The organism is Geminicoccus harenae (genome assembly GCF_019800005.1).
GTDB lineage: Bacteria > Pseudomonadota > Alphaproteobacteria > Geminicoccales > Geminicoccaceae > Geminicoccus > Geminicoccus harenae.
The window spans coordinates 89547-104852 of sequence record NZ_JABGCL010000008.1 but is presented as its reverse complement, the minus strand read 5'-3'; the positions used below and the strand labels follow the sequence as shown (position 1 = coordinate 104852).

At 70.5% G+C, this 15306-nt stretch carries 15 protein-coding genes; 12 read left to right on the top strand and 3 right to left on the bottom strand.

Annotation, left to right across the window (positions count from 1 at the left end):
- The first annotated feature begins 102 nt into the window (after positions 1 to 102).
- Both HLA95_RS09525 and HLA95_RS09520 read left to right on the top strand, forming a co-directional pair.
- Positions 103 to 798, top strand: coding sequence for a Bax inhibitor-1/YccA family protein (locus HLA95_RS09525; protein ID WP_322100120.1), 696 nt, complete (start codon positions 103 to 105; stop codon positions 796 to 798).
- Positions 799 to 896: 98 nt separating this feature from the next.
- Positions 897 to 1889, top strand: coding sequence for an esterase-like activity of phytase family protein (locus HLA95_RS09520; protein ID WP_191060881.1), 993 nt, complete (start codon positions 897 to 899; stop codon positions 1887 to 1889).
- A gap of 16 nt (positions 1890 to 1905) precedes the next feature.
- Here the strand turns inward: HLA95_RS09520 and HLA95_RS09515 are convergent, their stop codons facing one another.
- Positions 1906 to 2463 carry a VUT family protein gene (locus tag HLA95_RS09515; RefSeq protein WP_191060880.1) on the bottom strand — a complete coding sequence of 186 codons (558 nt, stop codon included), beginning with the start codon at positions 2461 to 2463 and terminating at the stop codon, positions 1906 to 1908.
- A gap of 25 nt (positions 2464 to 2488) precedes the next feature.
- Positions 2489 to 2785, bottom strand: a complete 297-nt coding sequence (gene rpmB, locus HLA95_RS09510) for a 50S ribosomal protein L28 (protein WP_159712367.1) — start codon at positions 2783 to 2785, stop codon at positions 2489 to 2491.
- A 262-nt stretch (positions 2786 to 3047) separates the two neighbouring features.
- On the opposite strand from rpmB, the gene HLA95_RS29095 reads away from it, so the two are divergent.
- Both HLA95_RS29095 and HLA95_RS09500 read left to right on the top strand, forming a co-directional pair.
- The gene (locus HLA95_RS29095; RefSeq protein WP_222183103.1) at positions 3048 to 3425 is read left to right on the top strand and encodes a phasin family protein; all 378 of its coding nucleotides are present in this window, start codon (positions 3048 to 3050) and stop codon (positions 3423 to 3425) included.
- A 116-nt stretch (positions 3426 to 3541) separates the two neighbouring features.
- The gene (locus tag HLA95_RS09500; RefSeq protein ID WP_222183101.1) at positions 3542 to 4582 is read left to right on the top strand and encodes an alpha/beta hydrolase family protein; all 1041 of its coding nucleotides are present in this window, start codon (positions 3542 to 3544) and stop codon (positions 4580 to 4582) included.
- Here the strand turns inward: HLA95_RS09500 and HLA95_RS09495 are convergent.
- Entirely contained in the window at positions 4555 to 5136 is a 582-nt protein-coding gene (locus HLA95_RS09495; protein ID WP_191062359.1) for a nitroreductase family protein, read from the bottom strand. The genes HLA95_RS09500 and HLA95_RS09495 overlap by 28 nt on opposite strands.
- A 162-nt stretch (positions 5137 to 5298) precedes the next feature.
- On the opposite strand from HLA95_RS09495, the gene HLA95_RS09490 reads away from it, so the two are divergent.
- From HLA95_RS09490 to mutL, 8 genes are all read left to right on the top strand, one after another.
- The gene (locus HLA95_RS09490; protein ID WP_191062358.1) at positions 5299 to 5736 is read left to right on the top strand and encodes a MaoC family dehydratase; all 438 of its coding nucleotides are present in this window, start codon (positions 5299 to 5301) and stop codon (positions 5734 to 5736) included.
- 72 nt (positions 5737 to 5808) lie between these two features.
- The gene (locus HLA95_RS09485) at positions 5809 to 6768 is read left to right on the top strand and encodes a bifunctional riboflavin kinase/FAD synthetase (RefSeq protein ID WP_191060988.1); all 960 of its coding nucleotides are present in this window, start codon (positions 5809 to 5811) and stop codon (positions 6766 to 6768) included.
- Positions 6768 to 9587 (top strand): isoleucine--tRNA ligase, encoded by a 2820-nt coding sequence (gene ileS / locus HLA95_RS09480; protein WP_191060986.1) that lies wholly within the window; start codon positions 6768 to 6770, stop codon positions 9585 to 9587. The genes HLA95_RS09485 and ileS overlap by 1 nt, the downstream gene beginning before the upstream one ends.
- Positions 9584 to 10057, top strand: a complete 474-nt coding sequence (gene lspA / locus HLA95_RS09475; RefSeq protein ID WP_191060985.1) for a signal peptidase II — start codon at positions 9584 to 9586, stop codon at positions 10055 to 10057. Before ileS ends, lspA begins: the two co-directional genes overlap by 4 nt.
- Entirely contained in the window at positions 10054 to 10668 is a 615-nt protein-coding gene (locus HLA95_RS09470; protein WP_222183099.1) for a DUF3035 domain-containing protein, read from the top strand. The genes lspA and HLA95_RS09470 overlap by 4 nt, the downstream gene beginning before the upstream one ends.
- A 14-nt stretch (positions 10669 to 10682) precedes the next feature.
- Complete coding sequence (locus HLA95_RS09465) at positions 10683 to 12005, top strand: M16 family metallopeptidase (protein WP_222183097.1); 1323 nt, start codon at positions 10683 to 10685, stop codon at positions 12003 to 12005.
- A 59-nt stretch (positions 12006 to 12064) separates the two neighbouring features.
- Positions 12065 to 13318, top strand: coding sequence for a M16 family metallopeptidase (locus HLA95_RS09460; protein ID WP_223861684.1), 1254 nt, complete (start codon positions 12065 to 12067; stop codon positions 13316 to 13318).
- 26 nt (positions 13319 to 13344) lie between these two features.
- Positions 13345 to 15162: a DNA mismatch repair endonuclease MutL gene (gene mutL / locus HLA95_RS09455; RefSeq protein ID WP_222183095.1), complete on the top strand. Its 1818-nt coding sequence runs from the start codon at positions 13345 to 13347 to the stop codon at positions 15160 to 15162.
- Positions 15163 to 15306: the final 144 nt, after the last annotated feature.

Here is a 15306-nt window from a genome sequence, read left to right as displayed (position 1 = left end):
GGTGATCGCTATATTCTGCAGGTATGAGCGTCGGCCACCTGAGGTCGCCGCCGCCCCTGAGGAGGTTACATGGCATTCGGCACGGATCCCCGCTTGGCGCGCATGGGCGGACGTGTAGCGGTCGACCAGGTCGACGCGGGCCTGCGCCGCTACATGCTGTCGATCTACAACTATATGGGCCTGGGTCTGGCGCTGACCGGCATCATCGCGATGTTCGTGGCCGCGACCCCAGCCATCTACGTCCCGATCTTCACCTCGCCGCTCAAGTGGGTGGTGATGCTGGCGCCGCTCGGCTTCATCTTCTTCCTGGGCTTTAGGCTCCAGCAGATGAGCGTATCCGCGGTACAGATGACCTTCTGGGCCTTCTGCGCCGTGATGGGCCTGTCCATGGCCTCGATCTTCCTGGTGTTCACCGGTGAGAGCGTGGCCCGGACCTTCTTCATCACCGCGGCCGCGTTCGGCGCCCTGTCGCTCTATGGCTACACCACCAAGCGCGACCTCTCGGTGATGGGCACGTTCCTGATGGTCGGCCTGTTCGGCCTGATCATCGCGATGGTGGTCAACATCTTCGTCGGCTCCACCGCGATCCAGTTCGCCGTCAGCGTCGCCGGCGTGCTGATCTTCGCCGGCCTGACCGCGTGGGACACGCAGCGGCTGAAGGAGATGTATCTGGAGAACATGGAGCCGGGTGCCCAGACCAAGCTGGCGGTCATGGGGGCGCTGACCCTCTACCTGGACTTCATCAACATGTTCCAGTTCCTGCTGCAGTTCATGGGCGTGCGGACCAACAGCGAGTAACTCGCGGCGTGTCGCACGGCTCTTGACCGGGCTGGGGGCCGGCCGTCCTGATGGGCGGCCGGCCCTTTGTTTTTCTGGCCTTCTTCCGGATCCGCCCCTTGCCCAGATGCTCCAGTGCGCTCGCACTCGTCCTGCTGCTCGCTGCCTGCGCTGCGGAGCCGCCGCCCGCCTGGGCCGATGCCGAGGCAGGGTCGGTGCAGCGCGTGCCGGTGCAGGGGCTGGAGCTGCCGCAGCGTCTGGCCGAAGGTGCCGTGCTCACCGCAGCCTGGGAGCTGCGCTCGCAGCTCCCGATCACCGGCCTGTCCGCCATGGCGCTGGACGGCGAGCGGCTGCTGCTCGGCACCGACCAGGGCGACCTCCTGGAAACGTCCTGCCCGCTCGGGCAGCCGCTGACCGAATGTGCGGAGGAGTGGCGGTTCGACGGGCGGCTGGTGGCGCGTGGTTCGCCCCGGGCCGATCTCGAGGCCCTGGCGATCCGCCCGGACGGCAGCGTGGTGCTGGGCCTGGAGAACATGCCGCGCCTGGCGCTGCTGGAAGGCGAGCCCGGCGACTACCGGATCGGCCGGCTGGAAGGGGCGCCCGACCTGCGCTTCCTCGATCGGAATGCCGGGCCGGAAGCGGTGGCGGCCCTGCCGGACGGGCGATTGCTCACCATCCCGGAAGGGGCTGTGGAGCCGGATGGCCGGGCCCTGGTCCTGCTGCAGGACAAGGAGGGGAACTGGCAGCGGCACTGGCTGAGGCTGCCGGCGGCCGACCTCCTGCCGGTCGAGGCCACGGTCGCAGGCGGCCATCTGTTCGTCCTGCTGCGCCGCTTCGGCCTCCTGTCGGGCTGGCGCGGCGAGATCCTGGCGCTGCCGCTGCATGCGCTGGACGAGCCGGGCGACACGTTCACGCCCCGGACGATCGCCACCATCCGCCACGAGCCGCTCGGCGACAATCACGAGGCCATGGCGGTCCGCCAGCTCCCCGACGGCAGCTATTCGCTGCTGGTGGCCAGCGACGACAACGGCTTCGCCCTGCAGCGCCGGCTGCTCCTGGCGTTCACCTGGCAGCCATCGTCAGGTGGAGGGATGATGGGCGGGGAGGGGTGACCGGCAGTGCGCCTGGTCAGGACGCGGACGGGCTCGGCAGGGCCGGGGCGCGCAGGTTCATGATCGCGCGGAACGGGATCAGCAGCACCAGCGCGATGGCCAGCTTCACGGCGAGGTCGCCCACGGCCCAGCTCAGCCAGGGCAGGCCGGTGAAGGCGAAGGCGCCGCCGAAGAACACCGCGGTGTCCCAGACCGAGGCCAGGACCGAACCCACCAGCGGCGCTTTCCACCAGGATGCACGGCGCAGCCGGTCGAAGATGGTGATGTCGAGCAGCTGCGAGCTCAGGAACGCCGCACCGGAGGCGAGCGCGATCCGGACATCGGACAGGAGCATCGACAGGACCACGCCCAGCGCGAAGCCGACATAGGCGACGTGGCGCGCGCGCTTGGGCCCGTACCAGCGATTGGTGAGGTCGGTGACCAGGAAGGCCAGCGGGTAGCTGAACGCCCCCCAGGTCAGCCAGTCATTGATCGGGAACTGGACCAGCCAGTTCGAGGCGGCCACCACGGCCACCATCGCCGCCACCGCTTCGATCGGCAGGGTACGCGGCGCAGCGGTCGTGACAGCCGGCATCGACGGGATCAGCCTAAAAGGAAGGTCAGGCCTGGGCGGCCGCGGCGCGGGCAGCCAGCACCCGCTCCTGGACGCGGGCCAGGTCGGAAGGCAGGTCCTTGCGCGACGCCTCGACCAGGAAGCCGTCCAGGCCGCCATGCTTGTCGATGGTGCGGATCGCCGCCGCGCTCAGGCGGACGCGGAACTGCTGCTTCAGGCTCTCGCTGTAGAGCCGGCGGTACTGCAGGTTCGGCAGGTACCGGCGACGGGTCTTGTTGTTCGCGTGGCTGACATTGTTGCCGACGAGAACGCCCTTGCCCGAGACGGCGCAGCGACGTGCCATGGGAAGATCCTCAACTGAATTCTTGACCGATCGGACGAACGGGACCCGCAGGTGGCGGAAGTCCGGCACGCAGTGGCGCGCATCTAGCCCCCGGGCGCTTGGCCGTCAAGCGCCCCGCCAGGAAGGGTACACGTTCAGCATTATGCTGCACTGCACAAAAAAGTCTCTTGAAAGCCAAGGACCCCCCGCTTATCTAGGATTTGTGCGGTGCAGCATAGTGACTGACGGCCGCCCCCCATTGCCGCCAGACAGGAGAGTCCCCGTGGCTTCTTACGCTTTTCCCGCCCCGAAGTTCGATGCCGATCTGTTCGTCGCCATCCAGAAGCGCAACGTCGATGCCTTCACCGGCGCCTCGCAGATCCTCGCCGACGGCATGCGCACCCTGGCGCAGCGCCAGGCGGAGATCGCCCAGGCCTCGTTCAAGCAGTTCATGGCCGACAGCCAGACGTTCATGACTGCGAAGCCCACCGAGGTGAAGCCGGGCGACGTCGCCGCCAAGGTCAAGACCTCCTATGAGGCCGCCATCGCGAACGTCCAGGAGCTCGGCAACCTCGTGGTCAAGGTCCAGACCGACGCCATGAACGTGCTGAACAATGCCGCGGTCGCCAGCTTCGACGACATGAAGAAGATCGCCGCCTGAGCGATCGCCAGCACGGCCGGGCTTGCCCCGGCCGTCCGGTTCGAGAAAAGAGGCAGTGCCGGCCGGCACTGCCTTTTTTTGTTGTGGCGGGCGAGGCGGTCGGTCCGGGAGGACGGATGACGCGGCTCTGGATCGCCCTGTTGCTGGCCCTGGCGAGCCTGTCGGCCCAGGCCCAGGCTCCGCCCGAGCCCGGCATCCGCAGCCTGCCGGCCCCGGTCGCCGGCGGATCGATCGATCTGTGGTTTCCCGCCGCTGCGGGCGGCAGGCCCGAGACGGTCGGGGCTTCCCCCGTCTTCCAGGGCGTGCCCGCGCGCCGCGACGCTGCGCTGCCGGACGGCAGGCTGCCCCTGATCCTGCTGGCCCATGGCGGCCTGCGCGCCAGCCCGCACCTCGGTGACTGGCTGGCGGCGGCACTGGCCAGGCGCGGCCATCTCGTCCTGGTGATTCCGCCCGCCGCTCATGCCGAGGCCGATGCGGCCGCAGCCGTCCAGCAGGTCTGGCAGCGGCCGGTCGATCTCGCCATGGCACTGTCCGCCCTCGATGCCGAGCCGGAGCTGGCCGACCGGGTCGACCGGGACCGGGTGGCGGTGGTGGGGTTCTTCCTGGGCGGCACCGCTGCCCTGGCGCTGGGCGGTGCGGAACTGGACCTAGCACGCTTCCGGATGACCTGCAGGCACCACCCCGCCAGCCCCGACTGCCACTGGTTCGCCCGGCAGGGTGTGGATCCGGCGGCGCTGGACCTGGCCGGCATTGCCGGCAGCCGCCGCGACCCCCGCATCCGCGCCGTGGTCGCCGTGAACCCGGAACTGGCCGCCAGCTTCGCGCCAGCCAGCCTCGCGGCCCTTGCGGTGCCGGCGGTGATCCTGAGCCTGGGCGAGGCCAGCGATCTGCCGCCCTGGCTGGACCCCGCACCCCTGGCCGATGCCGACCCCGGCCTGCGCCCCCGCATCATCCCGGATGCCGGCCCGTTCAGCGCCTTTCCCGAATGCGCGGCGGCGGCACCGGCACTGCTGGCGGAGGAGGGGGAGGACGATACGCTGTGCCGGGAGCCGGCCGAGGGACCGCGTGCCGCGGCTCACCAGCGGATCGCCCTGGCGATCGCCGCGGCACTCGCCCGGAGCCTTGCCGGTCAGCCGGCCTCGGGCCCGGTCCAGTAGCGGGTCAGCTTGGCCGGGTCGGTCTTCGGGCTCGGCTGGTGCTCCGCCTCATAGGAGCCGATGAACAGAAAGCCGGTGATCACGTCGTCGCCGGCACAGCCCAGGCCGGCACGCACCACCGGGTCATAGGCGTTCTTGCCGGTGACCCATTTGGCGGCAAAGCCCTTGGCATGGGCGGCGAGCAGCATGTTCTGCATCGCGGCCGCACCCGCGGCCAGCTGCTCGACCGCCGGGATCTTCGGGTGGTCGGCCCGGACATGGGTGATCACCGCGATCACCGCAGCCGCGCGCTGCGGGTTGCGGCGCTGCTTGTCCAGGTCGGCCTCGGCCGTGTCCGGGTTGGCCGCCAGCGCCGCCTCGACGAAGAGTTCGCCCAGCACCCGGCGCGCCTCGCCGGTCACCACCAGGAAGCGGAACGGCGAGATCCGGCCATGATCGGGTGCCGCCGCCCCGGCCGCCAGGATCGCATCCAGCGTCGCCTGGTCCGGGCCGGGGCTGCCCATCTTGAGCGGCGGCACGCTCGTGCGGCTCATGATCGCGGTCAAAGCATCCATCTCGCTATCCTCTGCTGGCCGGCCCGTGCTGGCTGATGCCGCGGCTGGCCTCGTGACGTAGCTGGCTACCGCCATAGCGCTGCCCTTGTTGCATTGCGAGATGCGGCCGCGCTAGGCCGGGGTGGCACGTCGCTGCCGGATCAACCGCTGCCGTAGGATCACATGTCCGACCAGGGCCATTATCTCGAGGATCTGCAGCCCGGCATGACCGCCTCGCTCGGCAAGACGGTCACCGATGCCGATCTGGTCCTGTTTGCCGGCGTGTCCGGCGACACCAACCCCGTCCACCTGGACGAGGAGTTCGCGCAAGGCACCATGTTCAAGGGCCGGATCGCGCATGGCATGCTGATCGCCGGCGTGATCTCCGCCGTGCTCGGCACCCGGCTGCCCGGCCCCGGCGCCATCTATGTCAGCCAGTCGATGAAGTTCCTGGCCCCCGTGCGGGTCGGCGACACGCTGAAGGCATCGGTCACGGTGCGCGAGATCGACTACGAGCGCCGCCGCGTCACCCTCGATACCGAATGCCGCGTGCGTGACACCAAGGTGCTGGCCGGTGAGGCGACCCTCATGGTGCAGCGCCGCCCGCGCCAGGCCGCCTGAGCGTGCCGGCGCGCCGTCGGGGGCGGGGCGGGCAGGCTTGACCCGGCCTTTGCCCTCGCGCATCTGCCGCACATGCAGGTCCATCGCCATCTCGACCGTCTGCCCGACGCCGCCCGCGGCCTGGCGCTCGCCATCGGCAATTTCGACGGCGTCCATCTGGGGCACCGCGCCATTCTGGGCCGGGCGGCCGCGGAAGGGCGGGACCTGGGCGTGCGCACGGGCGTGCTGACCTTCGAGCCGCACCCGCGCGAACTGTTCCAGCCGGATACGGCACCCAGGCGCCTGACCCCGCTCAGGCGCAAGCTGGAGCTTTTGGCGGAGATCGGCGTCAGCCATGTGGTGGTGCCGCGCTTTACCCGCGCCTTCGCCGCCCGTTCGGCTGCCGACTTCGTGGATGGGGTCCTCCTCGGCCAGCTCGCCGCCAGGGTGGTGGTGGTGGGGGAGGATTTCTGTTTCGGCAAGGGCCGCGGCGGCGATGCGACCTTCCTCGCTGAACGCCTGAGGCGGCACGGCGTGGCGACCATCGTCCACTGCAAGGTGTCGATCGGCGGCGAGACCTGTTCCTCCACCCTGATCCGCAGCCTCCTGGCCGAGGGCGATGCGCGCGCCGCGATCCGGCTGCTCGGCCGGCCGCACGTGGTGGAGGGCATGGTGGTCAAGGGTGCCGGGCTCGGCAGCAAGCTGGGCTTTGCCACCGCCAACCTCCAGCCGCTCCATCCGCGGGCCCTGCTGCCGGCCCACGGCGTCTATGCCGCCAAGGTCGGGATCGTCGGCGAGGACAAGAACGAGCCGCGCCCGGCCGTCCTGAACTGGGGCCGACGGCCGACCGTGGACGGTGTCAAGGAGGTCCTGGAGGTCCATCTGTTCGACATGGCGCGAGACCTCTATGGTAGGCGCCTGCGGGTGGGTTTCGTCGAGCGGCTGCGCGGCGAGATCCGGTTCCCGAACCTGGACGCGCTGGTGGCCCGGATCCACGAGGATGCCGCAGCCGCCCGCGCGCTCTTGTCGTCTCCCCTGCCGACTGCCGAATGATGAGCCAGGATCTGAAGAGCACGGTCTTTCTGCCCAAGACCGATTTCCCGATGCGGGCGGCCCTGCCCGAGCGCGAGCCCGCGATCGTCCAGCGCTGGATCGAGACGGGGCTCTGGGAGCGAATTCGGCGGCAGTCGAAGGGCCGGCCCCTGTTCGTCCTGCACGACGGCCCGCCCTATGCCAACGGCAACATCCACATGGGCACGACGTTGAACAAGGTCCTGAAAGACCTGATCAACCGCTCGCGCCAGATGCTGGGCCATGACGCCAACTACGTACCCGGCTGGGACTGCCACGGCCTGCCGATCGAGTGGCAGATCGAGCAGGAATACCGCAAGCGCGGTGCCGACAAGGACGCGGTGCCGATCGTCCAGTTCCGCGCCGAGTGCCGCCGGCACGCCGAAAAGTACCTGGACATCCAGCGCAAGGAGTTCCAGCGCCTGGGCTGCCTCGGCGACTGGGACAATCCCTACACGACGATGGCCTTCTCGTCGGAAGCGGCGATCTTCGAGGAGCTGGCCAAGTTCCTGAACAACGGCTCGCTCTATCGCGGGCTGAAGTCGGTGATGTGGTCGACGGTCGAGAAGACCGCGCTGGCCGAGGCCGAGGTCGAGTATCACGACCATACCTCGATCTCGATCTGGGTGCGCTTCCCGCTCACCCGCGCCCTCGACCCGGCACTCGCCAACGCCGCCGTGGTGATCTGGACCACCACCCCCTGGACGATCCCGGCCAACCGGGCGATCGCCTATGGCGAGGAGATCGCCTATGTGCTGATCGAGCCCACTGAGCTGGCCGAGGGCTCGACCGTGCAGCTGGGCGACCGGCTGGTGGTGGCCGAGGAACTACTGGAATCCTTCCTCGCCAGTGCTGGGATCACCGGCCATGCCCTGCGCGGCCGCTTCCCTGGCACGGCGCTCGCCAGTGCCAAGGCCGAGCATCCGCTGAAGGGTCTCGCCGGCGGCTACGGCTTCGACGTGCCGCTGCTGCCCGGCGACTTCGTCACCACCGAGCAGGGCACGGGCCTGGTCCACGTCGCGCCCTCGCATGGCGAGGACGACTTCAACCTGGGCACGGCGCATGGCATCGCCGCCGAGGACACGGTGGCGCCGGACGGCACCTACACCCCGATCGTCCCGGGCTTTGCCGGCATCCACGTGTTCAAGGCGCACGAGCCGGTGATGGCCGCGCTGGCCGAGCGCGGGGCGCTGCTGGCCTCGGCACCTTTGGTCCATTCCTACCCGCACAGCTGGCGCTCCAAAGCGCCGCTCATCTTCCGCGCGACCGCCCAGTGGTTCATCGCGATGGATGACGAGAACCGGCTGCGCGAGAAGGCGATGGCCGCGATCGCGGCCACCACCTTCGTCCCGGACAAGGGCCGCAACCGGATCGGCTCCATGGTCGAGAGCCGCCCGGACTGGTGTGTCAGCCGCCAGCGCGCCTGGGGTGTTCCGATCGCAGTGTTCGTCGACAAGGCCACCGGCGAGCCCCTGCGCGACCCGGAGGTGTGCCGGCGGATCGCCGATGCCTTCCGCGCGGAAGGGGCCGATGCCTGGTGGTCGCGCGACCCGCAGGAGTTCCTGGGCGACAAGTACCGCGCTGAGGACTTCGAGAAGGTCGACGACATCCTGGATGTCTGGTTCGACTCCGGCTCGACCCACGCCTTCACCCTGGAAGGCCGCGACGACCTGCGTTGGCCGGCCGACCTTTATCTCGAGGGTTCCGACCAGCATCGCGGCTGGTTCCAGTCCTCGCTCCTGGAAAGCTGCGGCACGCGCGGCCGCGCCCCGTTCGAGGCGGTGCTGACCCACGGCTTCGTGGTCGATGCCGCCGGGCGCAAGATGTCGAAGTCCCTGGGCAACGTCCTTTCGCCCATGGACCTGATGAAGACCCATGGCGCCGACATATTGCGCTTGTGGGTGGTCTCGACCGACTTCGCCGAAGACATCCGGATCAGCAAGGACATCCTGGAGCGCACCGCCGACAGCTACCGCAAGGCGCGCAACACGCTGCGCTACCTGCTGGCCAACCTCCACGGCTTCACGGCCGCCGAGATCCTGCCGGACGAGGAACTGCCGGAGCTGGAGCGCTGGGTGCTGCATCGCCTCGCCGAGCTGGACCGGGCGATCCGGGCCGGCAATGAGGCTTATGACTTCCTGGGGCCCTACAAGGACCTGCTGGAGTTCGCGGCGATCGACCTCTCGGCCTTCTATTTCGACGTGCGCAAGGACGCGCTCTATTGCGATCACCCGGACGATCTGCGCCGGCGTGCTGCGCGCACCGTGCTGGACCGGGTGTTCGACTGCCTGGTGCGCTGGCTGGCCCCGGTCCTGGTGTTCACGGCCGAGGAGGCCTGGCGCTACCGGCACGGGGAAGGGGTGGACAGCATCCATCTGGAGCGCTTCGCCGACCTGCCGGAGAGCTGGTACCGGCCGGAGCTGGGCGAGCGCTGGGCCGAGGTCCGGGAGCTGCGCCGGGTGGTGACGGGCGTGCTGGAGATCGAGCGGCGCGAGAAGCGGATCGGCAGCTCGCTGGAAGCCAGGCCCACTCTGTACGTGACCGAGGCGCAGCACCAGGTCCTGGCCGGCCTGGACGTGGCCGAGCTGTGCATCACCTCCGGCCTGGATGTGGTGGTGGGCGAGGCGCCGGCCGACGCGTTCCGCCTGGACGACGTGGCGGGTGCCGCAGCCAGGCCACGTCCGGCCCAGGGCGAGAAGTGCCTGCGCTGCTGGCGGGTCCTGCCCGAGGTCGAGCCGTCGCCAGAACATGTCTGCCAGCGCTGCACCACCGTGCTGGGCCGGCTGCGGGTGGCTGCATGAGCCATGTCCGCCCGGCCCTGATCCTGGCACTGGTCGTGTTCGCCCTGGACCAGGTCTCCAAGGAAGTGATCCTGGCCGTGGCGGACGCCCTGCCCAGAGCAGTGCTGCCGTTCTTCAACCTGGTGCTGGTCTGGAACCCCGGGGTGAGCTTCGGGATGCTGGGCGGCGACCAGGCCACCGAGCCTTGGATCCTGGTGGGGCTGGCGCTCCTGATCACGGTCGGCCTGCTGGTCTGGCTGTTCCGCGAGCGCGACCGCGGCACCGCCCTGGCGATCGGGCTGGTGCTGGGCGGTGCCATCGGCAACGTGATCGACCGGCTGCGCCATGGTGCGGTGGTCGACTTCCTCGACTTCCATGTGGCCGGCTATCATTGGCCGGCGTTCAACCTCGCCGATTCGGCGATCGTGGTGGGGGCGCTGCTGCTCGTGGCGGAGAGCTTCATGGTCAAGAAGAAGGAGGCCGCGTCGTGAGAAGCCTCGGGACCGGCCTGCCCAGGCTGTCAGCCGGGCTGGCGCTGCTGCTGCTGGCAGGCTGCGGCGAGACCACCGTCCAGGAGCAGTTGGGCCTGGTGCGCAGCGGGCCGGACGAGTTCCAGGTGGTGCGCCAGGCACCTTTGGAAATGCCGCCATCCATGGCCGAGTTGCCCCCGCCCCGGCCGGGTGCGCCGCCGATCAGCCAGGCCGACCCGTCGCGGCAGGCGCGCAACGTCCTGCTCGGTGCCGCCACCACCGCACCGGTGGCGACCGCCGCCCTGGATCCCGCCGCGGCACCGGCGTCCGCCCCGGTGGATCGGACCTCGCCCGGCCAGCAGGCACTCCTGGCCGCCACCGGCGAGGCCGGCGCCGATCCGGACATCCGGCAGGTGCTGGCGCAGGAGGGGGTCGAATCGACCTCGATCAGCGATCGCACCTTCCTGTTCATCGCGTTCTGGCAGAAGCCCGATCCGGAGGACCAGCCGGGCGTGGTGCTGGACCCGGTGGCCGAGAGCCAGCGCCTGCAGGAAGCGGGCATCAACGCGGCCGAGCGGCCGCTCACCATGCGCGTCGGCAGCGTCCCGCTCGCAGCACCGCCGATCAACTAGAAGAGGGCGCCGCCTTGTCCGATCCCGCCTCCGGTCCCGCGCTCGAACCTGCGGAAGTGGTGCCGCCCCGGCGCGGCCTGTTCCACCCCAGCACCTTCACGCTGGACAACGGCATGCAGGTGGTGGTGGTCGAGAACCACCGCGCCCCGGTGGTGGCGCACTGGGTCTGGTACAAGGTGGGCTGCGCCGACAGCCCGATCGGCAAGTCCGGCCTGCCGCACTTCCTCGAGCATCTGATGTTCAAGGGGACCGACAAGATCCCGCCCGGTGCGTTCAGCAAGGAGGTCGCGCGCCAGGGCGGCAACGACAACGCCCAGACCAGCCTGGACTACACCGCCTATTTCCAGCTGATCGCCAAGGACCGCCTGCCGCTGATGATGGAGATGGAGGCCGACCGGATGGCCAATCTCCGGCTGGTCGACGAGATCGTCTATCCCGAGCGCGACGTGATCGTGGAGGAGCGCCGCCAGCGGATCGACAACGACCCGGGCGCGCAGCTGGCCGAGCAGATGGGGGCGCTCCAATACCTCCATCACCCCTACCGCCTGCCGGTGATCGGCTGGATGCACGAGATCCAGAGCTATACCCGCGAGGACGCGCTGGCGTTCTACGAGCGCTGGTACGGGCCGGAGAACGCGATCCTGGTGATCGCCGGCGACATCACCGCGGACGAGCTGCGCCCGCTGGCCGAGGCCAGCTATGGCCGCCTCCAGCGGCGCGGCACGCCCGAGCGGGTCCGCCTGGCCGAGCCACCGCAGCTCGCCGAGCGCCGGATCGAGCTTGTCGACGAGCGGGTCGGCCAGCCCCTGGTGATGCGCTCCTATCTGGTGCCGTCCTTTGCCAGCGCCGGCAGCGACCACGCCTATGCGCTGGAAGTGCTGATGGAGTGGCTGGGCTCCGGCGGCACGGCCGAGCTTTATCGGGAGCTGGTGATCGAGCAGGGCATCGCCGCCAATGCCGGTGGCTTCTACCGGGGCGTGGCGCTCGATCCGACCATGCTGCGCGTCTATGTGGTGCCGCGGCCAGGGGTGAGCCTCGACACGGTGGAGGCGGCCATGGACGCGGTGCTGGACCGGGTGGTCCGGGACGGCATGCCCGACGAGGCGCTGGCGAGAGTGCAAAAGCGTATGCTGGCCGAGGCGGTCTATGACCGGGACAGCCTGATGGGTGCGTCGCGCTATTTCGGTGCCTGCCTGTGCAGCGGCCTGACCGTCGAGGATGCCGAGGCCTGGCCCGAGCGGATCGCTGCGGTCGACGGTGCCGCGATCCGGGCAGCGGCCGCGGTCGCGTTCGACCGGCGCCAGGCCGTCACCGGCCGGCTGCTCCAGGCCGGCTGATCCCGATCCAGCCACGACCCGCCCCCGAAGCAACCAGAACCAGCAAGGAGTGCCGCAGCTTGGTCCCCGTTCAGGAAGTGACGACCGCGGGCGGCATCCGCGCTTTTCTGGTCACCGAGCGTGCCGTGCCGTTCCTTTCGCTGGGCTTCCACTTTCGCGGCGGTGCCCGGCTGGACCCCCCGGACGGCGAGGGCCTGGCCGCGTTCGCCGGGGCGGTGATCGACGAGGGGGCCGGCCCCTATGACAGCCAGGCCTTTCGGCGCGAGTTGGAGGACAATGTCATCCGGCTGGGCTTCGACGTCGACCGGACCGGCTTCAGCGGCCATCTGAAGACGCTGACCGCCACCCGCGACCATGCCTTCGAGCTGCTGCGCCTGGCCTTGTGCGAGGCGCGGCTGGACGAGGAGCCGGTGGAGCGGGTGCGCGCCCAGCTCCAGGCCGAACTGGCGAGGCGCGCCAAGGAGCCGAACGCGCAGGCGCGCCGCCACTTCTTCAAGGGCATGTTCGGCGACCATCCCTATGGCCGCTCGATCCGGGGCACGCCCGAGACGGTGGCGGGCTTCGGCGCGGACGAGGTGCGCCGCTACGTGACGGAGAACCTGCGCCGGGACGACCTGGTGGTGGGCGTGTGCGGCGACATCGACGCCGCCACGCTGGCGCCCTTGCTCGACCATGTGTTCGGCAGCCTGCCGAGCGGCAGCGTGTGGAGCCGCGAGCAGGACGTGCCGCTCGCCGGCCCCGGCCTCGCGATCGTCGAGATGGACAACCCGCAGACGGTCGCGATGTTCGGCCATGGCGGCATCGCGCGCCACGATCCGGAGTATCATGCGGCCTATATCGCCAACCACATCCTGGCGGGCGGCGGCTTCTCCTCGCGCCTGATGGAGGAGGTCCGCGAGAAGCGCGGCCTGGCCTATGGGGTCAGCGCCTCGCTGGTGGAACTGGAAGGCGCCCCGCTCTGGGTGGGCCAGGTCGCGACCAGCAACGACCGGGTGGCGCAGAGCCTGGAGATCATCGCGGAGGAGGCGGGCAAGCTGGCGCGCGGCATGCTGGAATCGCCGGAGCTGGAGGACGCGCGCACCTATCTCACCGGCTCGTTCCCGCTGCGCCTGACCAGCAACGACCAGGTCGCCGGCATGCTGACCGGCATGCTGATGCTGGGCCTGGGCGCGGACTTCCTCAAGCGGCGCAACCAGCTCATCGAGGCGGTGACGCTGGCCGACGTGCAGGCCGCGGCCGCCCGGCTGCTCCATCCGGAAGCCATGCGGGTGGTGGCGGTCGGCCGGCCGCAAGGCCTGGTCGCCACCGGCTGACCAGGGACCGCCGGAAGGAAGCGCCCATGCCGGTCTGCCGCCTGCCCGACCAGCTGGTGAATCGGATCGCCGCCGGCGAGGTGATCGAGCGGCCGGCCGCCGTGGTCAAGGAACTGGTCGAGAACGCGCTGGACGCGAACGCGTCCCGGATCGAGGTCGGGGTGGAGCAGGGCGGGCGGGCCCTGGTCCGGGTGGTGGATGACGGCCAGGGCATGGACGAGGCAGACCTGGCCTTGTGCGTCGAGCGCCATGCCACCAGCAAGCTCGCACCGGATGCCGACCTGGTGCGCATCGCCACGCTGGGCTTTCGCGGCGAGGCGCTGGCCTCGATCGGGGCGGTGGCGCGGGTGAGCATCACCACCCGCACCCGCGACGCGGCGACCGGCGCCGTGCTCGAGGTCCAGGCCGGCCGGATCGCGCCGATCCGCCCGGCCGGCACCACGCCCGGCACCCGGATCGAGGTGCGCGACCTGTTCTTCGCCACCCCGGCCAGGCTGGCCTTCCTCCGCTCGGAGCGCGCCGAGACCCAGGCGATCCTGGACCAGTTCGACCGCCTGGCGCTGGCAAGGCCCGAGATCGCGTTCAGTCTCACCGTGGACGGGGTGGAGCGGCGGCGCTTCGAGCCGGCGCGGCAGGCCGAGGGCCGACTGGCAGCGCGGGTCGCCGCCGTGCTGGGCGAGGGCTTCCTGGCCGACGCGCGCCCGGTCGCGGTCGAGCGGGACGGGGTGGCCCTGGAGGGCTATCTGGGCCTGCCCACGGAGGCGGCCGGGGGGCGCCGGCCGTTCCTGGTGGCGGTGAACGGCCGGCCGGTGCGCGACCGGCTGATCGAGACTGCGCTCCGGGTCGGCTATGGCGACACGCTGGCGGGCAACCGCCTGCCGGGCGCTGCGCTGACCCTGCGCCTTTCCCACGAGCGGGTCGACGTCAACGTCCACCCGACCAAGACCGAGCTGCGCTTTCGCGAGCCGGACCTGGTGCGCAGCCTGGTGATCGGCGCGGTGCGCCGTCATCTGGACGGGCAGGGGAGCCTGACTGCCCGCGCCCTGGGCGAAGCGGCCTTGGCCCGCTTTGCCGCCGGCCCGGCACCGCAACCGGTGCCAGAACGAGCGATGGCCACCGGCTGGACGGCACCATCCGGCTGGGACCGGCGACCGGCTTCGCCCGGGCTGAAGGAAGCCGCCGCGGCGTTTGCCTATCAGGGTCGGCTCGAGGTCGGGGCACCCTCGGGTGCGGCGGCGGCCGCGAGCCCGGCGCCACCGGCCGAAGCCCATCCGCTGGGGGCGGCCAGGGTCCAGCTCTTCGATGCCTATGTGCTGGCCGAGACCAGGCAGGGCTTCGTCCTGGTCGACCAGCACGCCGCGCACGAGCGGATCGTCTATGAGCGCCTGAAGGCGGAGCTGGCGCGCGGTGCGGTGGCCCGCCAGGGCCAGCTCGTCCCGGTGGTGGTGGAATTGCCGCCGCACCAGGTCGACCTGCTGGTCGGCGCCGAGGCGGAGCTGGCGCGGCTGGGCCTCCTGCTGGAGCGCTTTGGCACGAGCGCGGTCCTGGTCCGCGAGAGCCCGGCCATGCTGGGCCCGGCTGACCTGACCGGGCTGGTGCAGGACCTCGCCGCCGACCTGGACGAGCATGGCGGTGCCGAGGCCCTGCTGCGCTCTCTCGAGCGGGTGGCGGCGACCATGGCCTGCCATGGCAGCGTGCGCGCCGGCCGCCGCCTCCATCTGGCCGAGATGGACGCGCTCCTGCGCCAGATCGAGACCACCCCGAACGGCGGCACCTGCAACCATGGCAGGCCCACCTGGATCGCCATCGACCGCGCCGCCCTGGACCGGCTGTTCGGCCGCTGAGCGGCGGGTACCGCCCCTGGCCGGAGCCGGCCGAGGGAGGGCAGGGTGCGCGCGAATGCCGCACAATCTCGACGTGGTGAGGAAAAATCGCTATATGTCGTCTGCCGCAGGATCCGGCGCGCGCGGCGTCGCATGCGGGCTCGA